The following is a 25,969-nucleotide window of genomic DNA, read 5'->3' on the forward strand; positions in this document are numbered from 1 at the left end:
GGCGGTTCGCCCGGGCTGTCCGAATCGTCCTCTGTCCGATTCGATTTCGGTCGATGACCGACAGATACTGGCGCGATGCCCGGTGCTCACGACGTACTCAGGTCGCTGTCGCGGCTGTCGCTCGTCGGGCCGGTCGCCACGACCGGGATCGTGGTCGTCGGCGTGTGTGCGTCGATCGTTCTCGTCGCGCTCGCGCTGCGATCGTGCCGGCGTTCCCTGTGGTCGACCGGTCTCGCTGCCGCGCTGACCGGGGGAGTTGCCCTCGTCTCGTGGGTCGTGTTGCGTCCGCTGCCACCGCAGGTGACCGGGGAGATCGCGGTGGCCGTCTTCGTTGCTGTCACCGGGTGGTGCCTTGCTGGTGCCGCGGCGAACGGACACCGTCCCGCGGTCGGGACGGCGATGACCGCGGTTGTCGCGGCCGCCGCGCTGTCGGTGACGGCGGTCGTCGCGGTCAACCGCGACGTCGACCGCTTCCCGACCGCCGGATCGCTGCTCGGGCACGGGCCTGCCCCTGGCGTCCGGTTCGTCGACTTCGCGGACGTCCCGGGGCCGCAGTCCCGCGTGCAGGCGGGGACCCCCGTGGAAGGGGCGTGGCGGCGGCCGCTGCGGTCGGTGCGCGACGGGATCGTCACCCACGCGCAGATCCCCGGACTGCGTTCGGGTTTCGCCGCCCGGCCGGCGTTGGTGTACCTGCCGCCCGCCTACCTCGACACTCCGCGCCCGCTGCTGCCGGTGGTGGTTCTCGTCGCGGGCAACCCGGGCCGGCCCGACGACTGGCTCGGCGTCGGGCTCGCGAGCACGGTCTCCGCGTTCGCCGCGGCACACGACGGTCTGGCCCCGGTCGTCGTGGTACCGGACGCGCTCGGTGCCGACGACGCGCTTCCGCTGTGCCTGGACTCCCGGCTCGGGAACGTGGAAACCTATCTGGCAGAGGATGTCCCGGACTGGGTCGCCGGGCATCTGCAGGTGAACACCGCCGCCAGGGCGTGGGCGATCGGCGGCTACTCCTACGGCGGCACCTGCGCGGTGCAGTTGGCCGTCAACCGTCCCGATGCCTACCCGACGTTCCTGGACATCTCCGGTCAGGACGAACCGTCGGTCGGGGACCACGACGGAACGGTCGCGGCGACGTTCGACGGCGACGAGGCGGCCTTCGCCGCGGTCAGTGCTCGTGCCGAACTCGATGCCGGAGCCAGGCCGGACGTGTCGGGGGTGTTCGTCGCGGGCGAGGACGACGAGGTGTACCGCCCGCAGCAGCGGCGGATGTACGCGGCCGCGGCCGCCGCGGGTCTGGACGTGCGGTACTACGACCTGCCGGGCGCACACAGCGGACAGGTGTGGGGCCCGGCGTTCGCGGGTGAACTCGGCTGGATCGCCACCCGCACCGGACTGCTCGCACCCTAGCCGTACGTCCTGGGCACCTCGTGTGTCGGTACCTCAGGCGTCGAGGTCGGCCGCCACGAGTTCGGCGACCTTGTCCAGCGTGGGCTGATCCTCACTCGACACGGTCACCTCGACGCCCTTGGTGGCGCCGAGGGTCATGATCATGAGTGCCGAGCCGGCGTCGACCGGATCGGCTCCCTCGACGGCGAGCGTGACGGGGACACCCGCGGCGGCGACGGCGTCCGCGATGACGGCGGCGGGGCGGGCGTGCAGGCCGATCGACGATCCGACGGCGACGGTGATGCTGGGCATGAGACGTCCTTTCAGGGTGTGAATCTCTGGAGTGGGATCAGACGGTCACGGGGGTCAGGTCGACCTCCTCGGACGAACCACGACGGGTGAACTGTTTCGCGGTGACGACTGCCAACGCCGAGACGACGGTTCCGGCGGCGAGGGAGACGAGGAACCAGCCGATTCCGCCGATCGCGAAGAAGACGAAGATGCCGCCGTGCGGGGCGCTGAGGGTGACGCCGGTAGCCATGATCAGCGCACCCGTCACGGCCCCGCCCGCCATCATCGACGGGATCACGCGCAGCGGGTCGGCCGCCGCGAACGGGATGGCGCCCTCCGAGATGAACGCGGCGCCCAGGAACCAGGCGGCCTTGCCGTTCTCGCGCTCGGCCTCGCTGAACAGTCCAGGCCGAACGGTCGACGCGAGTGCCATCGCGAGCGGGGGAACCATGCCTGCTGCCATGACCGCGGCCATGATCCGCAGGGTCGCCGGGTCGTTCACATTCAACCCCGCGACCGCGAAGGCGTATGCCGCCTTGTTCACGGGGCCGCCGAGGTCGAAGCACATCATCAGGCCGAGGATGATGCCGAGGATCACTGCGGAACCGCCGGACAGGCCGCCGAGCCAGTTGGTGAGGCCGGTCGTGACCGAGGCGAGCGGACGACCGAGCACCATGAACATCAGCGCGCCGACGACCAGCGTCGCGAACAGCGGGATGACCACGACCGGCATCAGGCCGCGCAGGACCGCGGGCACCGGCATGCGGCCGATCCACAGTGCCGCGAAACCGGCGATGATGCCGCCCACGAGACCGCCGATGAATCCGGCGCCCACGAACACCGCGACCGCGCCTGCGGTGAATCCCGGTGCGAGACCGGGCCGGTCCGCGATCGCGAACGCGATGTAGCCGGCCAGCGCAGGCACCAGGAACGCGAAGGCGAGCGACCCGATCTGGAACAGGACGGCGCCCAGGTACGCGGTGAATCCGCCGTCGGGCAGGTTCCACAGGGAGTTGTCGAGGACGATGTCCTTGGCGCTGTCGCCGATCTCGTAGCCGCCGAACAGGAAGCCGAGCGCGATCAGCAGGCCGCCCGCCGCGACGAACGGGATCATGTAGCTGACGCCGGTCAACAGGATCTGCCGCAGTCGTGTGCCCCAGCCGACGTCACCGGTCCCGGCATCGGCGTCTGAGCCCTCGACCGACCCGGAGACCGTTGCCGCGGAGGGGTTCTCGGATGCGCGCAGTGCCTCGGCGAGCATCGCGTCCGGCTCGTTGATCGCCCGCTTGACGCCGGACGCGACGACGGGTTTGCCCGCGAATCGTTCGCGGCCCTTGACCCCGACGTCGGTGGCGAAGATGACGGCCGACGCCCCGGCGATCACGTCCGGGCTCAGTGCGGTGCCGCCGCTCGATCCCTGGGTCTCGACGCGTACCGGAACCGACGCTCGCTCGCCGGCGGCGACGAGGGAGTCGGCGGCCATGTAGGTGTGCGCGATGCCGGTCGGGCAGGCCGTGACGGCGACGATGTAGCGCCCGGGCGCCTCGGCCTGCTCGGGTTCCGCGGGTGCCGGAGGTGCGGGCGTCTCGGTGGCCGGCCCGCCCGGGACCTCGAGTCCGAGTGCCTCGTGAACCAGCACGACGACGGCGTCGGCGTCCGGAGCCGCTCGCAGCGCGGCGACGAAGTCGGGTTTGACGAGCGAACGGGCAAGTCCGGACAGCAGTTTCATGTGTTCGGCGCCCGCGCCCTCGGGAGCGGCGATGAGGAACACCAGGTCGGCGGGACCGTCGGGGGCGCCGAAGTCGACCTTCGGCTGCAGCCTCGCGAACCCGAGGGACGCGGTGGTGACGGCCGCGGACCGGCAGTGCGGGATCGCGATTCCGCCGGGAAGGCCGGTCGCGGATTGCGCTTCGCGGGCCAGTGCCGCATCGCGCAGCGCGGTGGCGTCGGTCGCGCGTCCCTCGGCGGCGAGCCTGCCCGCCAATGCGCCGATCACGTCGGCCGACTCGGAGCCCAGGTCGGCATCGAGGTCGATCAGACCGGCGTCGATGATCGCCGGGGAATCTGCAGTGGGAGTGGACATGTCGGATCCTCAGAGATCGGAGGCCGGGTCGGCGACCGGGGTGGATGATGCGATACCCGCGACGGGAACGCCGAGGGCGGTCACGGTGACCGCGTCGCGGTCGACCTGATCGGGGCGGGGGAGCGCGGTGCCGGGAAGAGCCGCCGCCGCCGTACCGTGCGCAACGGCGAGTTGGAGTGCGCGATCGGGGGACTCACCCGAGACCCGGGCAAGCAGGTAACCGGCGAGTGATGCGTCTCCCGCGCCGACCGTGCTCCGGAGAGTGATCCGCGGTGCCCGGGCGAACCACGCACCGTCGGCCGTGACGAGGACGGCTCCGGCGCCGCCGAGGGTGACGAGTACCGTCCCGACGCCGCGGTCGACGAGTGCGCGGGCCGCCCGCACCGTCGGGTCCGGGTCGCCCTGTTCGGCAGCGGCCTCGAGTGCGCCGCCGTCGCAGCCGGTGAGCTGGGCGAGCTCGTCCGCGTTCGGCTTCATCAGGTCGGGTGCCGTGTCGGGGAAGCCCGCGGCGAGCGCTCGCAACGGCAGGTCCGAGGTGTCGACCGCGACGGCGCACGGCAGCGGCCGCAGCGCCCGCACGAGCGTCGCGTACCAGTCGTCGGGCGCCCCCGGAGGAAGCGACCCGCACAGCGCCACCCAGTCCGCGGTCGCCGCGTGTAGGGACACCAGGTCGGCGAGTGCCGCCAGGTGTTCGGCGTCGACGGTGGAGCCCGGCGGATTGATCTTGGTGGTGGTGCCGTCCGGTTCGGTGACGGTGACGTTGGCCCGGACGGGGCGTCCGGTGGAGACGAGTCGGTGAGCGACACCGCGGTCGGCGAGTGCCGTGACCAGGGGGTCGTCGTCGCGGGCGGGCAGGATCGCCAGTGCGGGGCTGCCCGCAGCCGTGACCACCCGGGCGACGTTGACGCCCTTGCCGCCGGGATCGGTTGTCGTGGACCTGGCGCGCTGCACGGCGCCGCGTTCGAGGCGTCCGGCCAGTTCGATGGTGGTGTCGAGGCTCGGGTTGGCCGTGAGTGTGACGATCATGCGAGCACCACTTCCACGCCGTGGTCCTCGAACGCCGCGCGGGCGAGCGGATCGAGGTCGACGTCCGTCACCAGTACGTCGATCTCGTCGACGGCGGCGAAACGGACGAGATCCTCGCGGCCGAACTTGCTCGAGTCGACGACGACGACAACGAGATTGGCGCACCTGACGAGCGCGGACTTCACGGCGGCCTCGTCGAAGTCCGGCGTGGACAGTCCGTGCTCGGCGGTGAGGCCGTTGGCGCCGACGAAGGCGACGTCGACGCGCAACGACGTCAGCGTCGCGACCGCCTGATCCCCGACCACTGCCTGCGTGACGCCGCGGACGCGTCCACCGAGGATCTGCAGGGTGTGTCGGCCGGTGCAGCGCGTCGCGACGGGGATCGAGTTGGTGACGACCGTGAGATCACGATCCGAAGGCAGTTGCGCCGCGATCCTCGACGTCGTGGTTCCGGCGTCGAGGACGATGCTGCCGCCGGTCGACGGCAGGTACTTCAGTGCTGCGGCGGCGATCCGGTCCTTGGCGGGCGCGTTGCTGTGTTCGCGCTCGCCGAGTTCCTTCTCGCCGAGGGTGATCGCGGACGCCGACACGGCGCCTCCGTGCACGCGGCGGATCAGTCCGAGCCGGTCGAGTGCGGCCAGGTCGCGTCGGACGGTTTCGGTGGTCACGTCGTAGGTGCCGGCGAGATCGGCGACCGACACCCGTCCGCGCTGGCTGATCAGCCCCGCGATCGCCTGCTGTCGCTCTTCCGCGTACATGTGACCTCCTGTCTGAATGAATGTTGGGTTATGTTGTTTTACGCCTGGGTGTGTTGACATGTCAATGGGTTGGAGTAATCCTGGTCACATACGACCGGGTCGGGTGATCTGGAAGTCGAAGCGAGTCGGAGCCGAGGAGTGGACATGGACGGGATCGGGTCGGAAGACGGTTCGGTGCAGGTGGAAGCAGGTGCGCAGGCCGAGGGGCGCGTGCTCGCCGGTACCGCTGTCGTCCCGGGCGTCGGCTACGGCCCGACGATCCGGCCCGGCGAGCGGCCCCGCCGTCCGGCACGCGGCGCAGACCTGCCTGCCGAGGACCGACCGGCCGAGAAGCAACGCTTCCTCGACGCCGCGGACGCCGTGTCCTCGAGGCTCCTCGCGCGGGCGAACGAGGTGAAGGGCGCGGGCGCCGAGGTCCTCCGGGCCACCGCAGGTCTCGCCACCGACCGTGGCTGGCTCGGCGCCGCCACCGCACTTGTCGACGCGGGCGCGCCCGCCGAATCCGCCGCCACCGACGCCACCGACCAGTTCGCCGCCGTCTTCACCAAGCTCGGCGGACTCATGGCCGAGCGGGTCACCGACCTGAAGGACATTCGCGATCGGGTGATCGCCGAACTGCGCGGGATGCCCGAACCGGGCGTCCCGACGCCGACCGAGCCGTCGGTGCTCGTGGCCCGCGACCTCGCACCCGCGGACACCGCGGTCCTCGACCCGACGCTCGTCGTCGCGATCGCCACCACCCTGGGCGGACCCACCGGCCACACCTCGATCATCGCGCGGCAGCTGGGCATCCCGTGTGTCGTCGGCGTAGCCGGGCTCGACGACATCGATTCGGGTGCACAGGTTCTCGTCGACGGCAGCGCCGGAACCGTCGAGGTGGACCCCGAACCCGGCCGGGCCCGGTCGGCTGTCGCGCGTGCCGAGGAGGTCCGGCAACGCACCGCGTCCTGGACGGGTCCCGGACGCACCCGCGACGGTCATCCGGTGGCGGTTCTCGCGAACGTCCAGGACGGCCCGGGCGCCCGCGCCGCCGCCGAAGGGTCCGCGGCCGCGGGGGTGGGCCTGTTCCGCACCGAACTGGCGTTCCTCGACCGGGACGCCGAGCCGGGCGTCGAGGAGCAGACGCGGATCTATCGGGAGGTGTTCGACGCGTTCCCGGAGGGCAAGGTCGTGGTCCGCACCCTCGACGCCGGATCGGACAAGCCGATGAGGTTCGCCGCGACCGGGGACGAACCCAACCCGGCGCTCGGCGTCCGGGGGTACCGCATCGCGGCCGACCATCCCGGACTGCTGGAGCGTCAACTCGACGCGATCGCCTCCGCGGCTCGGGAGTCGACGGCGACGGTCCTGGTGATGGCACCGATGATCGCCACGGTCGCCGAGGCCGCCGAGTTCGCGGCCGCAGCCCGCGCGCGGGGTCTCGTGCCCGGCGTCATGGTGGAGGTCCCGGCCGCGGCTCTGCTGGCAGACCGGATACTCGAACACGTCGACTTCCTGTCGATCGGGACCAACGACCTCACCCAGTACACGATGGCGGCCGATCGGATGTCGGCCCCGCTCGCCGGCCTCACCGATCCGTGGCAGCCTGCGGTGCTCGCACTGGTCGCGCGGACCGCGGCCGACGGTGCGCGAGCGGGTAAGGGTGTCGGAGTCTGCGGTGAGGCGGCCGCCGATCCGCTGCTCGCCTGCGTTCTGGCAGGTCTCGGCGTCACGTCACTGTCGATGGCCGCGTCCGCGGTCGCGGCCACCGGATCGGCGCTGGCGGCGGTGGATCTGGACCAGTGCCGCCGCGCCGCGCAGGCCGCACTGGATGCCGCCGACCCGGCGACGGCGCGCGAGCGGGCGGCCGAGATCCTGCGCTAGCCGGGCCGATGGAACAGGATGGGGGAATGGACCCCGTCGAGGCGTTGCGGGAGATCGCGTTCTGGCTCGAACGCGGTCGGGCGGAGACACATCGGGTCAAGGCGTACCGCCGCGCCGCCGACGTCGTCGAGGGGCTGACACCCGAACAACGAGACCGGTACGGCCGCACCGACACGTGGACGGCGCTGAGCGGGATCGGACCGAAAACCGCGGCCGTGATTGCGCAGGCGTGGGCGGGGGAGGTGCCCACCTACCTGTCCGAGGTGAAGGACGCGGCGCAGCAGATCGGCGAGGGTGGACGCGAGCTCCTGGCGGCCCTACGCGGAGACCTGCACACCCATTCGGACTGGTCCGACGGCGGCAGTCCGATCGAGGAGATGATGCGCCGCGCCGCACTGATCGGTCACGAGTACTGCGCGCTGACCGACCACTCGCCGCGCTTGACGGTCGCGAACGGGTTGTCTGCCGACCGGCTGCGCCGTCAGCTCGGCGTCATCGCCGACCTGAACGCCGAGTTGGCGCCGTTCCGCATTCTCACCGGCATCGAGGTCGACATCCTCGACGACGGCAGCCTCGATCAGGATCCCTCGCTTCTGGCCGAACTGGACGTCGTCGTCGCCAGCGTGCACTCGAAGCTCCGGATGGATCACGACGCGATGACGCGGCGGATGGTCCGGGCGGTGGCGAACCCGGTCGTCGACGTGCTCGGCCACTGCACCGGCAGGCTCGTCGAGGGTGGCCGTGGCACCAGGCCCGAGTCGGACTTCAACGCGGAGGTGGTGTTCGAGGCGTGCAGGCAGTTCGACACCGCGGTGGAGATCAACAGTCGCCCCGAACGCCGTGACCCGCCGTCGAGGCTGATCCGGATGGCGCTCGAGCGGGGATGCCTGTTCTCGATCGACACGGATGCGCATGCGCCGGGCCAGCTGGACTTCCTGGGGTACGGGTGCGAGCGGGCGCAGGCCTGTGAGGTGCCCGTGGAACGGATCGTCAACACGTGGCCGGTCGAGCGGCTACTCGACTGGACAGAAGCTTGACCATACGGTCAATCAAATCGTAGTGTCGCGACACCGGCCGTGACCACGAACCGGTGTGATCTCGACGAAGGAATCCCCGTGATCCGATCCACCCGACGTCGCGCCGGAGTGCTCGGCCTCGCCCTGGCCGTCGGCGGCGTCCTGCTCGGCGCCGCACCCGCAGTCGCGGCACCCGAATCCGCCGCGCCCGGCACCGTCACCGCGAGCGAGACACTGCCCCGCGACCTCTGGTACCCCGGCTCCGCGGACGCGAAGAAGCTCACCTACTGGACCACCGGAGCCACGGGCGAGCCCGCGCTGAGCACCGGCACCGTCTTCGTCCCCGAAGGTCCGGCACCCGAAGGTGGTTGGCCCGTCCTGTCCTGGGCGCACGGCACCGTCGGCCTCGGCGACGGCTGCGCACCGTCCGTCGTCGGACCCGGCGCGCGCGAGCGGGACTTCGCGTACCTCGGCACCTGGCTCGACCAGGGCTACGCCGTCGTCGCGAGCGACTACGCCGGCCTGGGTACCCCCGGCACCATGGCCTACCTCGACGGCAAGTCCGAAGCGCACAACGTCGTCGACATGGTCAAGGCCGGGCGGGCTGTCGAACCGTCACTGTCGAACACCTGGGTCGCGATCGGGCAGTCGCAGGGTGCGGGCGCGGCGATCACCACCGCGCGCTACGCCACCGAGTTCGGCGGACCCGACCTCGACTACCGCGGGGCCGTCGGCACCGGAGTGCCCGCCTACATCGAGAACATCGTCGCGCTCGCCGGTCCGGGCTTCCCGCCCGTCGCGCTTCCCGGCGGACTGACCGTGTACTCGCTCTACATCCTTGCCGGCCTCAACGCGGCGCACCCCGAACTCGACCTCCCGTCGCTCCTCAACGACAGCGGGCGCAGTTGGCTCGCCAAGGCCGAGACCGAGTGCTATGACCAGCTCAAGAGCGCGGCAAGCGGACTGGTCATCGGATCGCTGTTCGCGAAGCCGCTGTCGACGATCCCGAACATCCAGGGCGTCCTCGCCGACTACATGGGTGTCCCCGAAACCGGATACGACAAGCCGTTCTTCATGGGTCAGGGCCTCAAGGACACCGACATCATCATGCCGTCGACGCTTCTCCTCGCGTCCACGCTCGCACGGAACGGCGAGCCGGTGACCTTCAAGACCTACCCGACCGACCACAGCGGAACCATGGCCGCCTCACTGCCCGACACCCTGCCGTTCGTGCGGGAACTGTTCGACGGTCAGACCCCTGCCCCGTCGACCGGGAGCTGATCGACGCACGCGTCCGGACACCCGGACGTCCTAGGATCTGCCACGTGACCAAACGAGACATCGCCGCGCGTGGCGGATTCGGATGGACCCTGCACGGTAACGGCAGAACGATCGCCGACGGTGCCGTGGTCGCGCCTGACGAGCGGCTCAGCTGGCCCCGCACCGTCGGCGTCGGGATGCAGCACGTGATCGCGATGTTCGGTGCGACGCTGCTGGTTCCGACGATCACCGGGTTCCCGGTGACGACGACGCTGCTGTTCTCCGGCATCGGCACCGTGCTGTTCCTGCTCATCACGCGCGGACGCGTCCCCAGCTACCTCGGATCGTCGTTCGCGTTCATCGCACCACTGACCGCGTCCGCCGCCGACGGACCCGCCGCGCAACTCGGCGCGGTGCTGTCCGTCGGCGTCGTGCTCATGCTCGTCGGCATCCTCGTGAGGATGGCGGGTGCCCGAGTGCTCGACGCGGTGATGCCGCCCGTCGTCACCGGCGCCGTCGTCATGCTCATCGGCCTGAACCTGGCGCCTGCGGCGGTCGGCTCGTTCGAAGCGCAACCACTGATCGCGGGCGTGACCCTGGTCGCGATCCTCGTCGTCACCGCGGTCGGACCCGGACTGCTCGGCCGACTCGGCATCCTCGTCGGTGTCGTCGTCGGCTGGGTGTTCGCGGCCGTCACCGGTGGTCTCGACGACGCCCGCGTCGACGCACTGCGCGATGCGGCGTGGATCGGCGTCCCGCACCTGCGTGGCCCCGAGTTCAACTGGTCGGTGATCGCCCTGACGCTGCCGGTCGTCATCGTCCTGATCGCCGAGAACGTCGGGCACGTCAAGGCCGTGTCCGCGATGACCGGACGCAACCTCGACGCCGTCGCGGGCGACGCGCTGTTCGCGGACGGACTCGCGACCACCCTGGCAGGCGCAGGCGGCGGCTCCGGCACGACGACCTACGCCGAGAACATCGGCGTCATGGCCGCGACCCGCGTCTACTCCACCGCTGCCTACTGGGTCGCCGCCGCGACCGCGATCGTGCTCGCGTTCTCCCCGAAATTCGGAGCCCTCGTCTTCACCGTTCCCGACGGTGTGATCGGCGGTGCCACCCTCGTCCTCTACGGACTCATCGGCATCCTCGGCGTCCGCATCTGGGCCGACGCGAAGGTCGACTTCACGGACCCCGTGAACCTCACCGTCGTCGCCGCGGCGATCGTCGCGGGCATCGGCGACCTCACCCTGTCCATCGGATCGGTCGAACTCGGCGGCATCGCATGGGGATCCGTCGGCATTCTCGTCGGCTACCCGCTGATGCGATGGCTGGCAGGATTACGCCGCTGACGCAGACGCTCGGCCCCGCTTCCGGCGGGGTGTCGGTCCGGCTTCCAGCGGCGAGGTGTCATTCGCGCTTCCAGTGGCGCAGCGTCATTCGCGCTTTCGAGCGGCGCAGTGTCATTCGCGCTTCCAGCGGCGCGTGGCCCGCACGACACTCGACCAGTCCTGGTACCCGAGCCGTCGGGCGATCTCGTGCCGTGACATCGACCGGTCGAGCAGCAGGTTCTCCGCGACGCTGCGGCGCACCTCGTCGAGCAGTTCACGGAACGTCGTGCCTTCGTGTTCGAGATGGCGTCGCAGAGTGCGCGGCGCGTAATGCAACTGCAGCGCAACATCTTCGAGTGTGAGATCCAGTGACGTCCGATCGAGGAGGTGTGCGCGGACCCGAGCGGCGACCCCGGTGTGGTGCAGGCGTTCGGCACGAATTCGTTCGCATTGTGCGACGAGAAGTTGCGCGGTGTGGGTGTTCGCCATCGGTGGCACCTCGTCGAGATACCCGGCGTCCAGCACCACCTCGGTGTCTGGGCATCCGAACACGACCGGAACCTGGAAGAAGTCCGCGAAAACCCCCGTCGACCCCTCATTGCCGGTGGCGAGGCGGATCTCGCGGAGCGGCACGCGGCCGGCACCGGGAAAGATCTCGCGATGGATCTGCACGACGGCAGCCGTGTCTCGCTCCAGCACGAACCCCCTGACGTCCTCGGGCACGTCGTCGGCCTCGAGGGTCAGCACGTACCGTCCACCCGAATCGATCCGCGCCGTCATCGTCGTGAACGCGAAGGTGAGGAGCGCGAAGTGCAGGCCCCGTTCGACGGTGTCGCGGGCGGTCGCGGACGCGGTGAGCAGATATCCGAGATATCCGTAGGCCGTCAGGTGATAGAGCGAACCGAGTTCGACGCCGAGTCCGGGCCGATGGCCGATCGCGGTGACGAGGTTGCGGATGACGGCCATCTCCTGGCGGGCCCCGACCAGACCCTCGGGGTCGTTCAGCGAACCTGCGTCGATGCGCGTCCCACGCAGCAGCGTCTCGACCTCGATGCCGTGGGACGCGCCCCACTCGCACATGAGCGCGACCGAGACCATCGTCCTCGGGTGGTCCCATGGATCGGTGATGGCGGCAATGACCCGATTCGAGGCTTCCGTCACCGCAGGCGCCGCCGGTGACAGTTCGCGACGGACCACGGCACCGGGGATCATGTGGCCAGTTTCACCGACCGCCGGGACCGCGTCAACGAGTCCGATGTCCGGCGAAGGCTCCCGCCGTCGGTCGCTGATCCAGTCGAGACCGTCGTCATGATGGCCGGAAATGTTGCGTTGTGGCCCCGACGGTTCTGGTTGATTCCCCGGTCGAGCCCTACCGTGTGATCACAGTGAGGCATGTCACATCGAGTGGTGACTGTGTCCGCTCGCATACACGAGGAGGCGTTGCATGAAGGTCAAGGCTGCGGTTGTCGAGGAGATCGGTGCACCCTGGACGATCACCGAGGTCGAACTCGGTGATCCCGTGGCGGGGGAGGTTCAGGTGCGGCTCGCCGCCTCCGGGCTGTGCCACTCCGACGCGCACGTGGTCGCAGGCGCCAGCCCGGTGCCGCTGATGCCCGTCCTCGGCGGCCACGAGGGCGCAGGCGTCATCACCAAGGTCGGCCCCGGCGTCACCGGACTCGAAGAGGGCGACCACGTTGTGCTCGCGTTCATCCCGGCCTGTGGAACCTGTCCGTCCTGCGCCACCGGGCTGCAGAACCTGTGCGACGAGGGCGCCGGGCTGCTCACCGGTCAAGCCATCGCCGACAAGACGTTCCGCGTGACCCGCGACGGCCGGCCCGTCATCCAGATGTGCCTGCTCGGTACCTTCGCGCCCTACGTCACGGTGAGCCAGGCGTCCGTCGTGAAGATCGAGAAGGACATCCCGCTCGAAACCGCGGCGCTGCTCGGATGCGGCGTGTCCACGGGCTGGGGCTCGGCCACCGAGATCGGCAACACCCGCCCCGGCGACACGGTCGTCGTCATCGGTGTCGGAGGCGTCGGCATCAACGCCGTGCAGGGCGCCAAGTTCGCCGGAGCCCGCTTCGTCGTCGCCATCGACCCCGTCGAGTTCAAGCGAAAGAAGGCCATCGAGTTCGGCGCCACGCACACCTACGCCTCGGTCGAGGAAGCCGCCGCCGAGATCGGCGAATTCACCTGGGGCAAAATGGCACACGTCACGATCATCACTGTCGGTGAGATCAAGGGCGAGCACATCCAGCAGGCGCTGAGCCTGACCGGCAAGGGCGGGCAGGTCGTCGTGACCGGCATGGGCGACGCCACCCAGTCCACCGTCGACCTCAACCTGTTCGAGCTGACCCTGCTGCAGAAGCGCGTGCAGGGTGCCATCTTCGGAGGCGTCGGCCCCCGCACCCAGATCCCCAAGCTCCTCGACCTCTACCGCTCCGGGCACCTCAAGCTCGACGAACTCGTCACCACCCGGTACAGCATCGAAGACATCAACCAGGGCTACCAGGACATGTTCGACGGCAAGAACCTGCGCGGTGTCGTCGTCTACACCGACGCCGACCGCTGAGCGGTCCGATCGACACGACCGCTGAGCGGTCCGATCCACAGCGACCGCTGATTCGACACTGACCGAGCACACGACAGAGAGCAGATTCATGCAGACGCACGACAAGAACTACATCGACGGCAAGTGGGTTCCGTCGAGTGGAACGACACGGATCCCCGTGACGAATCCGGCGAACGACGAGGTGATCGCCGAGGTCACCGCGGGTACCGTCGCCGACGTGGACGCCGCCGTCGCGGCCGCCAGGGCGGCGTTCCCGGGCTGGTCCGAGACGCCGGCTTCCGAGCGCGCGGACCTCCTCACGGCGATCGCCGGGAAGCTCGCCGAGCGGGCCGAGGAGATCGCGAGCACGATCTCGTCCGAGATGGGTTGCCCCATTTCGGTGTCGCGGGCGATCCAGGTCCCGTTGCCTCTCAACAGCTTCGCCGAGTCCGCGAACATCGTGCGCGAGTACGAGTTCGAGACCGAGTACCGCGGTTCGACGATCGTCCGGGAACCGTTCGGTGTCCTCGCAGCCATCACGCCGTGGAACTACCCGCTGCACCAGATCGCACTGAAGGTCGCGTACGGCCTGGCCGCCGGCAACACGGTCGTCGTGAAGCCGAGTGAGGTCACTCCTCTCTGCGCGATCATCCTCACCGAGATCGTCGACGAGATCGGCCTGCCCCCAGGCGTGTTCAACGTCGTCTTCGGCACCGGGCCGGACGTCGGTGAGGCGCTCGCGGGCCACGACGACGTCGACATCGTCAGCTTCACCGGCTCCACCCGCGCGGGACGCCGCATCTCCGAGGTCGCGGCCCGCACCGTCAAGAAGGTGTCGCTCGAACTCGGTGGCAAGAGCCCGAACGTCATCCTCGACGACACCGACCTCGCCGCCGTGGTGCCGGCGTCGGTGCAGACGATGATGCTGAACTCCGGTCAGACGTGCACGGCGCTCACCCGCATGCTCGTGCCGCGTGACCGGGTCGCCGAGGTGGAGGCGCTGGCAAAGGCTACGGCCGAGGCGCTGCCCGTAGGTGACCCCTCGGACGAGGGGACCGCGGTCGGCCCGCTGTCGTCGCGGGCGCAGCAGCAGCGCGTCCTCGGTCACATCCGCACCGCCCTCGACGAGGGTGCGCGCCTGGTCGCGGGTGGCGAGGTGGACCTCGACGCGCCCGGTGCCTTCGTGCGCCCGACTGTGTTCTCCGACGTCACCGAGGACATGACCCTCCACAAGGAGGAGGTCTTCGGACCCGTCCTCGCAATCGAGGCGTACGACAGCGAGGAGGAGGCGGTGCGCCTGGCCAACGCCACCGACTACGGCCTCGCCGGTGCCGTCTGGTCCGGATCGCGGGAGCGCGCCGACCGGATCGCCCGTCGGATCCGGGCCGGCCAGATCCAGGTCAACGACGGCGCCTTCAACGTCAACGCGCCGTTCGGCGGCTACAAGCAGTCCGGCAACGGCCGCGAGGCGGGTGTGTTCGGGCTCGAAGAGTTCCTGGAGGTCAAGTCCATTCAGAGCTGACACGCGGCTCCGCCGCAGCACTGATGTGCGGCACCGCCGCAGCACTGATGTGCGGCACCGCCGCAGCACTGATGTGCGGCACCGCCGCAGTGGTGCGCTTTCGGGTGTGAGGGGACCGAGAGCGCACCACGGGTGCGGGGCGCCAACCGGAGGAGGCTTCATGGCGATCGAACCCGTGATCCACCCATACGAGGGAATGCCCGCGCTCGCGCGGATGAGCGGCCCGATCTTCGCGGGTATGAGTGGCCGGGGCGTCGACTGTCTCCCCGGTCACACTTTGCGCTCGTTCGGGTCATCGACCGGTCGCTCGACGGCGACCTAGCCTGAGCGTATGGAACGCACTCTCTTCGAGCCCGAGCACGAACTCTTCCGTGAGTCCTACCGCAAGTTCCTCGACCAGGAGGTCGCGCCGAACCACGACCTGTGGGAAGAGCAGAACATCGTCGACCGTGAGGTCTGGAAGAAGGCCGGAGACCAGGGCTTCCTCGGCATGGCTGTGCCCGAGGAGTACGGCGGCGGCGGCGTGCTGGACTTCCGGTACAACGCGATCGTCACCGAGGAGACCACCCGCCGGGGCTTCAGCGGCATCGGCTTCATGCTCCACAACGACGTCGTCGCCCCGTACCTGATGGATCTCGCGACCGAGGAGCAGAAGCAGCGCTGGCTGCCCGGATTCTGTTCCGGCGAGATCATCACCGCGATCGCGATGACCGAGCCCGGCACCGGATCGGACCTGCAGGGCATCAAGACCCGCGCAGTTCGCGACGGTGACCACTGGATCCTGAACGGTTCCAAGACCTTCATCACCAACGGAATCAACGCCGACCTCGTGATCGTCGTTGCGCAGACCGACCCCGACAAGGGCGCGCAGGGCTTCTCCCTGCTCGTGGTCGAGCGCGGCATGGAGGGCTTCGAACGTGGACGCAACCTCGACAAGATCGGTTTGAAGGCCCAGGACACCGCCGAACTCAGCTTCACCGATGTCCGTGTGCCCGCGACGAATCTGCTCGGTGAGGAGGGGATGGGCTTCATCTATCTGATGAAGAACCTTCCGCAGGAACGCCTGTCGATCGCTGTCGTCGCCGCCGCCGCGATGGAATCGGCGCTGGACATGACCATCCAGTACGTCCGCGACCGCAAGGCCTTCGGCAAGTCCATCGGCAGCTTCCAGAACACCCGTTTCGAGCTCGCGGACATGGCGACGCAGACGCAGATCGCGCGCGTCTTCGTCGACAAGTCGATCGAGCTGCTGAATCAGAACAAGCTCACCGTCCAGGAGGCCGCGATGGCCAAGTACTGGACCACCGACCGGCAGGTCGAGCTCATCGACCGTTGCCTCCAGCTGCACGGCGGCTACGGCTACATGCGGGAGTACCCGATCGCGAAGGCGTACATGGACTCTCGTGTGCAGAAGATCTACGGCGGAACCAGCGAGATCATGAAGGAGATCATCGGGCGGGGCCTGAATCTCTGACGGTGCGGTCGCACCACCCGAACCTGTGAGGGGCTGCTCGGGGCCGTGACGGAATCATCCGTCACGGCCCTGAGTGGGTCTCACACCCCGAGGAGGCTGCGTCAGATCTTCCGCATCACGGTGACGACCTTGCCGAGGATCTGTGCGTCGTTGCCGGGAATGGGCTCGAACAGCTCGTTGTGCGGCATCAGCCACACCTGACCCTTCGCGCGCTTGAACGTCTTCACGGTGGCCTCGCCCTCGATCATCGCGGCCACGATGTCGCCGTTCTCGGCGACGGACTGCTGGCGCACCACGACCCAGTCGCCGTCGCAGATGGCGGCGTCGATCATCGACTCGCCGACCACCTTCAGAAGGAACAGCGAACCCTGCCCGACCAGTTCGCGGGGAAGGGGGAAGACGTCCTCGACCGCCTCCTCCGCGAGGATCGGGCCGCCTGCCGCGATGCGTCCGAGTACGGGGACCATCGCAGGCTTCACCGACTCCAACCCGGCTCCCTCGCCGACTGTCGTGGAGGGAGCCGAGGTCGGGGCCACCTCGTCGAGTCCTCGGACGTCGACTGCGCGTGGGCGATTCGGGTCCCGACGGAGGAACCCCTTGCGTTCGAGTGTGCGCAGCTGGTGGGCGACCGACGACGTGGACGTGAGGCCGACCGCGTCACCGATCTCGCGGATGCTGGGCGGATAGCCACGCTCGCTGACCGACTCGCGGATCACCTCCAGAACGCGCCGCTGCCGATCCGTTAGCCCCGCCGTCGCGGGCCTGCCGGTGCCGGCAGGCGCGCCTTCGCTGGAGCTGTCGTCCTTCATGGAGCCTCCTGGGCTTGTCCGTCGTCCGTACTGGTCTGTCGTGTCGATTCCTGTGTGCCCACAACCCGCATGTGTTGCGTGTGTACGGGTGAGTCCAATGGGACGCCTGGGCGTGGTGTGGCTTCTGACACGAATCTAGACGCATCGAGCAGGCTTATCAAACATCTGTTCGAGATTTTTGCCGCCAGGAGGCGATTTTGTCGGTGCGGCGTGGTAGAAATCGAACATGCGTTCTTTCGAACGCGTGATCGAACACCGGTTTCGCGCACATCCCGCACTCGAGTACCAGCGCCGATCGACCGTCATCGATTCGAACCCAGGCGCTGTTCGGACATCAGTGGAGGTTCTCATGAGCGTTGCGACGGACATCTTCGGCGGCCCCGGCTCCACAGGTGGCGGCCCTTCGCGTGGCTCTGCGTCCGGTCGTGTGGTCGACACCCGCCGTCGGATCGAGCGCCGACAGGATGCGGACGTTCGTCCCGGTGGCAGGCCGCTGTCGTACGAACGGCCTCGCGCAGCGACGTCGCGAACCCCGCATCGGAGCGACACACAGGACGTCGGGTGGGGGGCCGTCGTGATCACCGCCCTCGTCACGGCACTGGTGATGGCAGGTTTCCTGGGTTTGGCGCAGTGGCGGACATCGGACCCGGTGCCGGACCGGACTGCCGTCGTTCAGGTGCGCGGCGGTGAGTCCCTCGGGGACGTTGCGGCACGGGTCGCGCCCGGGGTCGACACGTGGCAGGTCGTGGATCGAATCGTCGACCTCAACGCCCTCTCGGACTCCGCGGTGCATCCGGGGCAGACGCTAGTCGTGCCGGTGTCGGTGAGCGACTGACCGGGACGTGCGCGGACATGCGTGACACAACGGTATTGTCGAACCCTGTTGGGCCCACCACATCCAGTGGAGCGTGTGGGCTCGGTGCACCTGGGCATCAGGACGCCCTCGTGGTGCCGGGGACTCACGACCGCCTCTACGGTTCACGCGAAGGACACGCCATGCACTGCCCGTTCTGTCGGCACCCCGACTCGCGCGTCGTCGACTCGCGTGAGGCGGACGAGGGACAGGCGATTCGGCGCAGAAGGCAGTGCCCCGAGTGCGGACGCCGATTCACGACGGTGGAGACGGCTGTGGTGTCGGTCGTCAAGCGCAGCGGCGTCACCGAGCCGTTCAGTCGAGAGAAGGTGGTACGGGGGGTGCGACGCGCGTGCCAGGGCCGCGACGTCGCCGACGACGCCCTGTACCAGTTGGCGCAGAAGGTCGAGGAGAACGTGCGCGCCAACGGGTCCGCTGAGATCCCGAGCAACGAGATCGGATTGGCGATTCTCGGTCCGCTCCGCGATCTCGACGAGGTCGCGTACCTGCGCTTTGCATCGGTCTACCGCTCGTTCTCCTCTGCCGAGGACTTCGAGCAGGAGATCAAGGATCTGCGGGTGCACCGAGCCGAATCAGCTCGTGTCGACAGCGATCCGGCCGACGGGTCGGATGCAGGCACCCCGTAGCCGGCACCCGTCGAGATCGTAAGCCCGGCACTGCTACCGGGTGATGGCAGACATCGCCTTGCTGATTCGCTTGGCAGACACCGGATACGGCGTCCCCAGCGACTGAGCGAACAGTCCGACCCGCAGTTCCTCGATCATCCACCGGACCGCATCCACGTCGGGGTCGTGGTGCCGCCGCGGGTCGAGGCGCGCGAGCAGCTTCCCGTAGTCGTCGAAGACGCCGTCCAAGACCGTCAGGTTCTGGCGATCGCGGGTCGCCCACCCGGGCAGCGCCCGTAGCCGCGCGATCGCCGCATCGAGGTAGCGAGGAAGCTCACGGAGCCTGGTAGCGCCGGTGTCGGCGACGAACCCGCGATAGACGAGGGCATCGAGTTGCTCGCGGACGTCGTCGGCCGTGTCACCTCGGGCGCCGTCGAGAAGCACGCGAAGCTCCTGTGTTCGAGACAGAATCGGAACAACGAGCCGAACGAGTACCGCCACCTCACGTGCGAGTTCCCCGCGCACCGCGGACTGCAAGGCGTCGAATGCCTCCGGTGAGCGCGGCGGACCGCCGTGCCGGTTGATCAGGGCGTCCACTGCGCAGGTTCGGCAATCGTCGATGAGCGCGTCGACGCTGCCGTGCGGATTCTGGCTCAGCGCCAGCCGATCGCGGGTCCCGAGTCCGCCGATCGCCGATTTCGTCGGGGTCGGCACTGCGGCCATGAGTAGCGCCCGGGTCCCTTCGAGCATCGCCCGTCGCTGCTCGGCGGCCGTTGCCATGACCCGAACCGCGACACCATCGCGTTCGGGAACCAGCGCCGGATATCCGACGACCTTCTGCCCGCCGAGTGTGCGGGTCACCGTGTCCGGGACTGTTCCGAGCGTCTCGGAGGTCCACACCGTTGCCGCGGGCCGCTCCGTTGTCGCCGTCGCCTTCGACACCGCTGCCGCGACCCGGGTGGCCTGTCCGGCGCGGAGGTCATCGAGGCTCTTGCTGCGGCCGAGGACCTTCCCCGCCGGATCGACGGCGGCAAACGTCATCCGCAGGTGATCGGGCACGGCGGACAGGTCGAAGTCGCCGGGGTTGATCGGGGTGCCCGCCATCCGCGTCAGCTCTCGGGCGACCGCCACCGTCAGCGGTTCCGTGCGGGGCTTGACGACGGACAGTGCCGCCCGCGCGTAGTCGGGAGCGGGAACAACGGTGCGACGCAACGTCTTCGGAAGGGTCTTGATCAGTGCCGTGACCAACTCTTCCCGCATGCCCGGCACGAGCCACTCGAAACCGACGTTCCGAACCTGGGCGAGCAGCGCGACGGGTATGCGCGCGGTGACGCCGTCCTCCTCGGTGCCCGGTTCGAACTGGTAGGTCAGGGGGAACGAGAGCTCGCCCTGGCGCCACGTGTTCGGGTAGTCACCGCCGAGGACCGACGACGCCTCGGGATTGACGACGTTCGCAGCGGTGAACGTGAGCAGGTCCGGGTTGCTGCGTCTGGCCTGCTTCCACCACGTGTCGAAGTGCCTCGCGGACACCGCTTCCGGGCCGACGCGCTGGTCGTAGAACTCGAACAGCGCTTCGTCGTCGACGAGGATGTCCCGGCGCCGGGCCCGGGTCTCCATCTCCTCGACGTCGTCGAGGAGGGCGCGGTTGGCGTGGAAGAACTTGTGCTGGGTCTGCCATTCGCCCTGGACGAGCGCGTGCCGGAGGAACAGTTCCCGGGAGGCCTCGGGGTCGATCGCGGAGTAGGTGACCGCGCGTTTGGCGACGAGGGGAATCCCGTACAGCGTCACCCGTTCGTATGCCATCGCGCAGGCCCGCTTGGTCGACCAGTGCGGTTCCGAGTAGGTGCGCTTGACGAGGTGGGGTGCGAGTTTCTCGGCCCATTCCGGTTCGATGCCGGCAGCCATGCGACCCCACAGTCGCGACGTCTCGACGAGTTCGGCGGCCATGACCCAGCGTGGTGGCTTCTTGAACAGCGAGGACCCGGGGAAGACGGCGAAGCGGGCGCCGCGGGCGCCGAGGAAGTCCTTCTTGTCACCCTCCCGCAGCCCGATGTGGGACAGCAGGCCTGCGAGCAGAGCCTGATGAACGGAGTCCGGCGACGCGTCCCCGTCGGCGACGGACCAGCCGAGCGATCGGGTGATCTGGGACAACTGTCCGTGTAGGTCCTGCCATTCCCGGATGCGCAGCCAGTGCAGGAACTCGGCCTTGCACATCTTGCGGAACTGGTTGGAGGACAGCTCCTTCCGCTGTGAACGCAGGTACTCCCACAGCTTCTGGTACGCCAGGAAGTCCGATCCGGGGACGACGAAGCGGGCATGCTTCTCGTCTGCGGCCTGCTGGTGTTCGGCCGGGCGTTCGCGTACGTCCTGGATCGACAGGGCAGAGACGATGACCAGCATCTCGCGCAGGCAGCCCGTTTCGTTGGCCTGCGCGAGCATCCGCGCCATCCGTGGGTCGACGGGGATCTGGGCGAGTTCGCGGCCGACCGGTGTGAGCTCGGCGGGCGCGTCCTTCTTCGGCGGCGAGATCGCACCGAGTTCCTCGAGCAGGGCGATTCCGTCGCGTACGGCCCGCGGGTCGGGCTTCTCGACGAACGGGAACGCCTCGATGTCGCCGAGACCGAGAGCGGTCATCTGCAGCACCACCGACGCCAGGTTGGTGCGCAGGATCTCCGGTTCGGTGAACTCCGGACGCGCGTCGAAGTCCTCCTCCGAGTACAGGCGGATGCAGATGCCGTCGGCGACGCGACCGCATCGACCGGCGCGCTGTCGGGCGGAGGCCTGCGAGATCTCCTCGATCGGAAGCCGCTGCACCTTGGTGCGCACCGAGTACCGCGAGATGCGGGCGGTACCCGGATCGACGACGTACCGGATTCCGGGCACGGTCAGGGACGTCTCGGCGACGTTGGTGGACAGGACGACCCGGCGGCCGGTGTGCCGCTCGAACACACGGTGCTGCTCGGCGGCGGACAGTCGTGCGTACAGCGGCAGGATGTCCAGGCCGCGAATCTTGCGCTCGCGCAAGGCGTCCGCGGTGTCCCGGATCTCCCGCTCGCCCGAGAGGAACACGAGGATGTCCCCGTCGCCCTCGGTCAGCAGTTCCTCGACGGCCTCACCGACTGCGTCCACCGGATCGCGGTCGATCGTCTGCTCGCCGACGTGCACGGTGAGCGGGCGGTAGCGCATCTCCACCGGGAAGGTGCGACCCGAGACCTCGACGATCGGTGCGGGCACCCCGTCGACGGCGAAGTGCTCGGCGAACCGCTCGGGGTCGATCGTCGCGGAGGTGATGATCACCTTCAGATCGGGACGCCGGGGGAGCAGCTGCTTGAGGTAGCCGAGGATGAAGTCGATGTTGAGGCTGCGCTCGTGCGCCTCGTCGATGATCAGGGTGTCGTAGCGGCGCAGCAGCCGGTCCCGCTGGATCTCGGCGAGCAGGATGCCGTCCGTCATCAGCTTGATCAGGGTGCCGTCCGACACCTGGTCGGTGAAGCGGACCGTGTACCCGACCGCGTCGCCGAGGTCGGTTCCCAGTTCCTCGGCGATCCGCTCCGCGACCGTGCGGGCCGCGAGGCGGCGGGGCTGTGTGTGCCCGATCAGCCCACGGATTCCGCGTCCCAGATCGAGGCAGATCTTCGGGATCTGGGTGGTCTTGCCCGAACCGGTTTCGCCGGCGACGATCACCACCTGGTGCTCGGCGATCGCAGCGGCGATGTCGTCGCGGCGGGCACTGACCGGCAGCGCCTCGGGATAGGTGGTCGCGGGGACGGCGGCTCGACGCGTCAGGACCCGGGCCTGCGCGGCGGCGATCTCCCGCCCGAGCGCGGCGACGGCCTCCGGTGAGCGGGCGCGGTCGAGCTTGCGGCGCAGGCGGTGCTCGTCGCGCAGGGTGAGTTCGGGCAGGAGTCGCGTGAGTTCGCGTCGATTCGGGCCGGACGGCGCGGCGGAAGGCGTGGTGGACATGCTGCGACCAGCGTAGCGGGCGTCGGCAAATCCCCGGTGTCGGCGTCGCGGCGTGCGACGATCGCCCGGTGACCGACACGCCCGCGAGCACGGCTCCCCACAGTCCCGCCCTCGTTCGAATCCTGCGGTTCGCGTTCGCCGTCCTCGGCTTCGTCGCGCTGGCCTGGATTCCGCTGCGCAACCTCGACACCCCGTCGTTCTCGGTGGCGAACTACTTCAGCTACTTCACCATCCTGAGCAACGTGCTCGCCTTGGTCGTGTTGCTGGTCGGGGCCGTCTCCGACCCGCAGTCCGAGCGCTGGCAGCTCTTTCGCGGCGCCACGACCCTGTACATGGTGATCACCGGGATCATCTACGCGGTCCTGCTGGCGGATGTCGATGTGCAGCTCACCGACAAGTGGATCAACGACACCCTGCACCGCTACATCCCGCTGGTGATCCTGCTGGACTGGCTGATCAGTCCGCCGCGCATGCGGATCAGCGACGGGCGGTCCGTCACGTGGCTGTGGTTCCCGTTGGCGTACGGCATCTACACCCTCGTTCGCGGTCCGTTCGCGGACTTCTATCCCTATCCCTTCATCGACCCTCGGCCGAACGGCTATCTCCAGATGGCGATCGGGCTCGTCGTGTTGCTGCTGGCGTTCGTGCTGATGGCGCTGGCGGTGAATGCTGCCGGGCGCCTGGCGCGGCGGTGGCGATACGGTGATGGAAAGGAAGTAGAGACGCACTTCGGCGGCGTCGAGAGAGAGGTCGAAGAATGAGCGATTCGCTCTGGCACGGATTCGCCGACATGGGCGCGGTGCAGCGAGACGGGGCCTTCGTGGTCAGTCGTGGTGAGGGAGCGTACATCTGGGACGACGCCGGAACGCGTTACCTCGATGCGACCGCCGGACTGTGGTTCACGAACGTCGGCCACGGCCGCACCGAGATCGCGGACGCGGTGGCGAAGCAGCTGTCGACGGTGGCGCACTTCTCGAACTTCGGTGACTTCGCGCCGGAGACGACGGTCGCGCTCGCGGACAAGCTCGCGGAGATCGCGCCGGTGCCCGGCAGCAAGATCTTCTTCACGTCCGGTGGCTCCGACTCGGTCGACACCGCGGCGAAGCTCGCCCGGCGGTACTGGAACGAGGTCGGCAAGCCCGCCAAGCGGATCGTCGTCGGCAGGCAGAAGGCGTACCACGGCATGCACGTCGCCGGAACGGCCCTCGCGGGAATTCCCGTCAACCGGGAGGGCTACGGCGAGCTGATGCCCGATGCCCGAACAGTGGAGTGGGACAATGCGAAGAGCCTGCTGGAACTGATCGAGCGGGAGGGCGCCGACTCGATCGCGGCGTTCTTCGCCGAACCCATCATCGGTGCGGGCGGCATCTACCTGCCGCCGGAGGGCTATCTCTCCGAGGTGCGGGAGATCTGCCGCGAGCACGACATCCTGTTCGTCGTGGACGAGGTCGTCACCGGTTTCGGCCGTATCGGCGGTTCGTGGTTCGCGTCCAGCCGATTCGACCTGCAGCCGGACATGGTCACCACGGCGAAGGGCCTGACGTCGGGATACGTCCCGATGGGTGCGGTGTTCATCGCGCCGCGGGTCGCCGAGCCGTTCTTCGCGGGCGGCGTGTGGTGGCGGCACGGCTACACCTACGGGGGACATGCGGGCGCCGCCGCGGCGGCATTGGCGAACCTGGAGATCATCGAGCGCGAGAACCTGCTCGCCGAGTCCGCTCGCCTGGAGCGGTCACTGCACGAGCACCTGGCGCCGTTGGCGGACCACCCGCGGGTGCAGGAGGTGCGCAGCGGTCTCGGTGCTGTCGCGGCCGTGCAGCTCGCGGACCCGGCAGAGGCGCTTCCCTTCGTGAGAACCCTTCGCGAACACGGCATCTCGGGTCGTGCCGCGGGTGTCGGCGCGATGCAGTTCTCGCCCTCGTTCGTGATGACCGACGAGCAGGTCGCGGAGATGGCGGCAGGCGTCCGCGCGGCACTGGGATAGAGCGGCTCCGCCGTTCGTGCGCGGGTTCGGAGGCGGGAGCCACCGAACCCGCGCACGAGTGCGTCAGCGCCTGCGGAGTCGGTCGCGCAACGATCGGCGGACCGGTGCGAGGTCGACTCGCGGTCGCTGCTCGGCATCTGCGGCGGCCTGCGCGTAGCGAGTGTGCAGCTGCGCGCGCACTTCGTCCGGGGTGTACGCCTGACGCTTGCGCTCGGCGCGGACCGTCAGCGCGCCCGTCGCGGCGACCCCCACGACACCCGCGAGTCCGACGAGCTTCCACAGAGACCTGGCGTTGACCGACATCGCTCTAACCTAGGGGCATGAGTCGGCGCATGCACGAATCCCAGGTCACCCTCGACGTGGCGGTGGACGCCACCCGCACAGGCGACATCTGGATCTTTCGGGGGCACTCGGGCGCCGACCGCGCCATTCAGACGCTGACCAACAGCCCGGTCAACCATGTCGGCATGTCTGTCGTTCTCGACGACATGCCTCCGCTGATGTGGCACGCGGAACTCGGCCACTCGCTCCAGGACATGTGGACCGGAAAATACCAGCGCGGTGTGCAACTGCACGACCTGCGCGCCGCGGTGCAGGTGTGGGGCGCGAAGTACGGCCAGCGAGGCTGGTTGCGGCAACTGGAGTCCCCGGTGACTCGGGACCAGGAAGACGAGTTGCTTCGCACGATCGCGCGGTTGAACGGTGCTCCGTTCCCGTCGACGGTGAAGTTGGCGTCGCGATGGTTCGGGGGACGCCTGCCCTCCGTGCGTCGACGGCAGCAGGAGAAGGCAGCGGGACTCGAGAGCGCCTACTGCGCGGAGGTGGTCGCGCAGACGTACGAGGCGATGGGTCTGCTGACGGGGCGTCGCAAGACCAACTGGTACGACCCGGGCAAGTTCTGGAGCGGTGATCGCCTTCCCCTGACCGACGGTGTGCGTCTCGGTGACGAGATCGCCGTTCTGCTCGACGACGACGATATGGCGGCGGGTCGCACGCCTCGATAGGCACCTTCAGGTGACGCCAACCCTCTCTGTGCGTGACCGCAGTCACCAATTGGTGGTGTCGGTCGTCACATTTCTACTCGGAACCGGCCAGTTGGTTTAACGGTAAATCACTATCGTGCCCTGCCGCGACGGCGTTCTATAGCAGCAATTGTGTTGCGCCCGGTGTGGACACGCG

At 68.9% G+C, this 25,969-nt stretch carries 21 protein-coding genes; 13 read left to right on the forward strand and 8 right to left on the reverse strand.

Annotated features, from left to right (window positions below):
* Positions 1 to 75 precede the first annotated feature (75 nt).
* Positions 76 to 1,404, forward strand: a complete 1,329-nt coding sequence (locus FFS72_RS06430; RefSeq protein ID WP_137873161.1) for an alpha/beta hydrolase — start codon at positions 76 to 78, stop codon at positions 1,402 to 1,404.
* A gap of 33 nt (positions 1,405 to 1,437) precedes the next feature.
* On the opposite strand, the gene FFS72_RS06435 is transcribed toward FFS72_RS06430, so the two are convergent.
* From FFS72_RS06435 to FFS72_RS06450, 4 genes are read right to left on the reverse strand one after another with little or no spacing between them, the layout of a single operon-like run.
* Positions 1,438 to 1,695, reverse strand: coding sequence for an HPr family phosphocarrier protein (locus FFS72_RS06435; protein WP_050066153.1), 258 nt, complete (start codon positions 1,693 to 1,695; stop codon positions 1,438 to 1,440).
* A 37-nt stretch (positions 1,696 to 1,732) separates the two neighbouring features.
* Complete coding sequence (locus FFS72_RS06440) at positions 1,733 to 3,757, reverse strand: PTS fructose transporter subunit IIABC (RefSeq protein WP_137873162.1); 2,025 nt, start codon at positions 3,755 to 3,757, stop codon at positions 1,733 to 1,735.
* Between the two features lie 9 nt (positions 3,758 to 3,766).
* Positions 3,767 to 4,783: a 1-phosphofructokinase family hexose kinase gene (locus FFS72_RS06445; protein WP_137873163.1), complete on the reverse strand. Its 1,017-nt coding sequence runs from the start codon at positions 4,781 to 4,783 to the stop codon at positions 3,767 to 3,769.
* Positions 4,780 to 5,541, reverse strand: a complete 762-nt coding sequence (locus tag FFS72_RS06450; protein WP_137873164.1) for a DeoR/GlpR family DNA-binding transcription regulator — start codon at positions 5,539 to 5,541, stop codon at positions 4,780 to 4,782. The genes FFS72_RS06445 and FFS72_RS06450 overlap by 4 nt, the downstream gene beginning before the upstream one ends.
* A gap of 144 nt (positions 5,542 to 5,685) precedes the next feature.
* Between FFS72_RS06450 and FFS72_RS06455 the strand changes: the two genes are divergently transcribed.
* From FFS72_RS06455 to FFS72_RS06470, 4 genes are all read left to right on the forward strand, one after another.
* Entirely contained in the window at positions 5,686 to 7,404 is a 1,719-nt protein-coding gene (locus FFS72_RS06455; RefSeq protein ID WP_137873165.1) for a phosphoenolpyruvate--protein phosphotransferase, read from the forward strand.
* 26 nt (positions 7,405 to 7,430) lie between these two features.
* Positions 7,431 to 8,441: a PHP domain-containing protein gene (locus FFS72_RS06460; RefSeq protein ID WP_137873166.1), complete on the forward strand. Its 1,011-nt coding sequence runs from the start codon at positions 7,431 to 7,433 to the stop codon at positions 8,439 to 8,441.
* Between the two features lie 78 nt (positions 8,442 to 8,519).
* Complete coding sequence (locus tag FFS72_RS06465) at positions 8,520 to 9,701, forward strand: lipase family protein (RefSeq protein ID WP_137873167.1); 1,182 nt, start codon at positions 8,520 to 8,522, stop codon at positions 9,699 to 9,701.
* Between the two features lie 44 nt (positions 9,702 to 9,745).
* Positions 9,746 to 11,029 carry a uracil-xanthine permease family protein gene (locus tag FFS72_RS06470; RefSeq protein ID WP_502704083.1) on the forward strand — a complete coding sequence of 428 codons (1,284 nt, stop codon included), beginning with the start codon at positions 9,746 to 9,748 and terminating at the stop codon, positions 11,027 to 11,029.
* A 111-nt stretch (positions 11,030 to 11,140) separates the two neighbouring features.
* On the opposite strand, the gene FFS72_RS06475 is transcribed toward FFS72_RS06470, so the two are convergent.
* Positions 11,141 to 12,220: an AraC family transcriptional regulator gene (locus FFS72_RS06475; protein ID WP_137873168.1), complete on the reverse strand. Its 1,080-nt coding sequence runs from the start codon at positions 12,218 to 12,220 to the stop codon at positions 11,141 to 11,143.
* 232 nt (positions 12,221 to 12,452) lie between these two features.
* Between FFS72_RS06475 and FFS72_RS06480 the strand changes: the two genes are divergently transcribed.
* The 3 genes from FFS72_RS06480 (at position 12,453) to FFS72_RS06490 (ending at position 16,555) form a co-directional block, all read left to right on the forward strand.
* On the forward strand, positions 12,453 to 13,580 hold the full coding sequence (locus FFS72_RS06480; protein ID WP_137873169.1) for an NDMA-dependent alcohol dehydrogenase: 1,128 nt from the start codon (positions 12,453 to 12,455) through the stop codon (positions 13,578 to 13,580).
* An 88-nt stretch (positions 13,581 to 13,668) separates the two neighbouring features.
* Positions 13,669 to 15,081: an aldehyde dehydrogenase family protein gene (locus tag FFS72_RS06485; RefSeq protein ID WP_137873170.1), complete on the forward strand. Its 1,413-nt coding sequence runs from the start codon at positions 13,669 to 13,671 to the stop codon at positions 15,079 to 15,081.
* Between the two features lie 331 nt (positions 15,082 to 15,412).
* A complete protein-coding gene (locus FFS72_RS06490) occupies positions 15,413 to 16,555 on the forward strand; it encodes an acyl-CoA dehydrogenase family protein (RefSeq protein WP_050066142.1) in 1,143 nt (380 codons plus the stop codon).
* A 101-nt stretch (positions 16,556 to 16,656) separates the two neighbouring features.
* Here FFS72_RS06490 and lexA read toward each other — a convergent pair whose 3' ends face one another.
* The gene (gene lexA / locus FFS72_RS06495; protein WP_137873171.1) at positions 16,657 to 17,364 is read right to left on the reverse strand and encodes a transcriptional repressor LexA; all 708 of its coding nucleotides are present in this window, start codon (positions 17,362 to 17,364) and stop codon (positions 16,657 to 16,659) included.
* Between the two features lie 349 nt (positions 17,365 to 17,713).
* Between lexA and FFS72_RS06500 the strand changes: the two genes are divergently transcribed.
* Together FFS72_RS06500 and nrdR are read left to right on the forward strand one after the other, a co-directional pair.
* Entirely contained in the window at positions 17,714 to 18,199 is a 486-nt protein-coding gene (locus FFS72_RS06500; RefSeq protein WP_137873172.1) for a LysM peptidoglycan-binding domain-containing protein, read from the forward strand.
* A 161-nt stretch (positions 18,200 to 18,360) separates the two neighbouring features.
* Positions 18,361 to 18,864, forward strand: a complete 504-nt coding sequence (gene nrdR / locus FFS72_RS06505) for a transcriptional regulator NrdR (protein ID WP_137873173.1) — start codon at positions 18,361 to 18,363, stop codon at positions 18,862 to 18,864.
* A gap of 33 nt (positions 18,865 to 18,897) precedes the next feature.
* On the opposite strand, the gene hrpA is transcribed toward nrdR, so the two are convergent.
* On the reverse strand, positions 18,898 to 22,806 hold the full coding sequence (gene hrpA / locus FFS72_RS06510; RefSeq protein ID WP_137873174.1) for an ATP-dependent RNA helicase HrpA: 3,909 nt from the start codon (positions 22,804 to 22,806) through the stop codon (positions 18,898 to 18,900).
* Positions 22,807 to 22,874: 68 nt separating this feature from the next.
* Here hrpA and FFS72_RS06515 point away from each other — a divergent pair, with 68 nt between their 5' ends.
* Positions 22,875 to 23,567, forward strand: coding sequence for a Pr6Pr family membrane protein (locus tag FFS72_RS06515; RefSeq protein WP_137873175.1), 693 nt, complete (start codon positions 22,875 to 22,877; stop codon positions 23,565 to 23,567).
* Entirely contained in the window at positions 23,564 to 24,790 is a 1,227-nt protein-coding gene (locus FFS72_RS06520; protein ID WP_137873176.1) for an aminotransferase family protein, read from the forward strand. The genes FFS72_RS06515 and FFS72_RS06520 overlap by 4 nt, the downstream gene beginning before the upstream one ends.
* A 63-nt stretch (positions 24,791 to 24,853) precedes the next feature.
* Here the strand turns inward: FFS72_RS06520 and FFS72_RS06525 are convergent, their stop codons facing one another.
* Positions 24,854 to 25,093 (reverse strand): hypothetical protein, encoded by a 240-nt coding sequence (locus FFS72_RS06525; RefSeq protein WP_050066135.1) that lies wholly within the window; start codon positions 25,091 to 25,093, stop codon positions 24,854 to 24,856.
* A gap of 17 nt (positions 25,094 to 25,110) precedes the next feature.
* On the opposite strand from FFS72_RS06525, the gene FFS72_RS06530 reads away from it, so the two are divergent.
* Positions 25,111 to 25,794 (forward strand): hypothetical protein, encoded by a 684-nt coding sequence (locus FFS72_RS06530; RefSeq protein WP_137873177.1) that lies wholly within the window; start codon positions 25,111 to 25,113, stop codon positions 25,792 to 25,794.
* Positions 25,795 to 25,969: the final 175 nt, after the last annotated feature.

Source organism: Rhodococcus sp. Q, assembly GCF_005503035.1.
GTDB lineage: Bacteria > Actinomycetota > Actinomycetes > Mycobacteriales > Mycobacteriaceae > Rhodococcus_G.

Coding starts and splice junctions, on each gene's coding strand:
- FFS72_RS06440 (WP_137873162.1), bottom strand. CDS start 3,757: ATGTCCACTCCCACTGCAGATTCCCCGGCGATCATCGACGCCGGTCTG.
- FFS72_RS06445 (WP_137873163.1), bottom strand. CDS start 4,783: ATGATCGTCACACTCACGGCCAACCCGAGCCTCGACACCACCATCGAA.
- FFS72_RS06455 (WP_137873165.1), top strand. CDS start 5,686: ATGGACGGGATCGGGTCGGAAGACGGTTCGGTGCAGGTGGAAGCAGGT.
- FFS72_RS06520 (WP_137873176.1), top strand. CDS start 23,564: ATGAGCGATTCGCTCTGGCACGGATTCGCCGACATGGGCGCGGTGCAG.
- FFS72_RS06435 (WP_050066153.1), bottom strand. CDS start 1,695: ATGCCCAGCATCACCGTCGCCGTCGGATCGTCGATCGGCCTGCACGCC.
- FFS72_RS06485 (WP_137873170.1), top strand. CDS start 13,669: ATGCAGACGCACGACAAGAACTACATCGACGGCAAGTGGGTTCCGTCG.
- FFS72_RS06500 (WP_137873172.1), top strand. CDS start 17,714: ATGAGCGTTGCGACGGACATCTTCGGCGGCCCCGGCTCCACAGGTGGC.
- FFS72_RS06490 (WP_050066142.1), top strand. CDS start 15,413: ATGGAACGCACTCTCTTCGAGCCCGAGCACGAACTCTTCCGTGAGTCC.
- FFS72_RS06460 (WP_137873166.1), top strand. CDS start 7,431: ATGGACCCCGTCGAGGCGTTGCGGGAGATCGCGTTCTGGCTCGAACGC.
- FFS72_RS06530 (WP_137873177.1), top strand. CDS start 25,111: ATGAGTCGGCGCATGCACGAATCCCAGGTCACCCTCGACGTGGCGGTG.
- FFS72_RS06450 (WP_137873164.1), bottom strand. CDS start 5,541: ATGTACGCGGAAGAGCGACAGCAGGCGATCGCGGGGCTGATCAGCCAG.
- lexA (WP_137873171.1), bottom strand. CDS start 17,364: ATGAAGGACGACAGCTCCAGCGAAGGCGCGCCTGCCGGCACCGGCAGG.
- hrpA (WP_137873174.1), bottom strand. CDS start 22,806: ATGTCCACCACGCCTTCCGCCGCGCCGTCCGGCCCGAATCGACGCGAA.
- FFS72_RS06475 (WP_137873168.1), bottom strand. CDS start 12,220: ATGATCCCCGGTGCCGTGGTCCGTCGCGAACTGTCACCGGCGGCGCCT.
- FFS72_RS06525 (WP_050066135.1), bottom strand. CDS start 25,093: ATGTCGGTCAACGCCAGGTCTCTGTGGAAGCTCGTCGGACTCGCGGGT.
- FFS72_RS06430 (WP_137873161.1), top strand. CDS start 76: ATGCCCGGTGCTCACGACGTACTCAGGTCGCTGTCGCGGCTGTCGCTC.
- FFS72_RS06480 (WP_137873169.1), top strand. CDS start 12,453: ATGAAGGTCAAGGCTGCGGTTGTCGAGGAGATCGGTGCACCCTGGACG.
- nrdR (WP_137873173.1), top strand. CDS start 18,361: ATGCACTGCCCGTTCTGTCGGCACCCCGACTCGCGCGTCGTCGACTCG.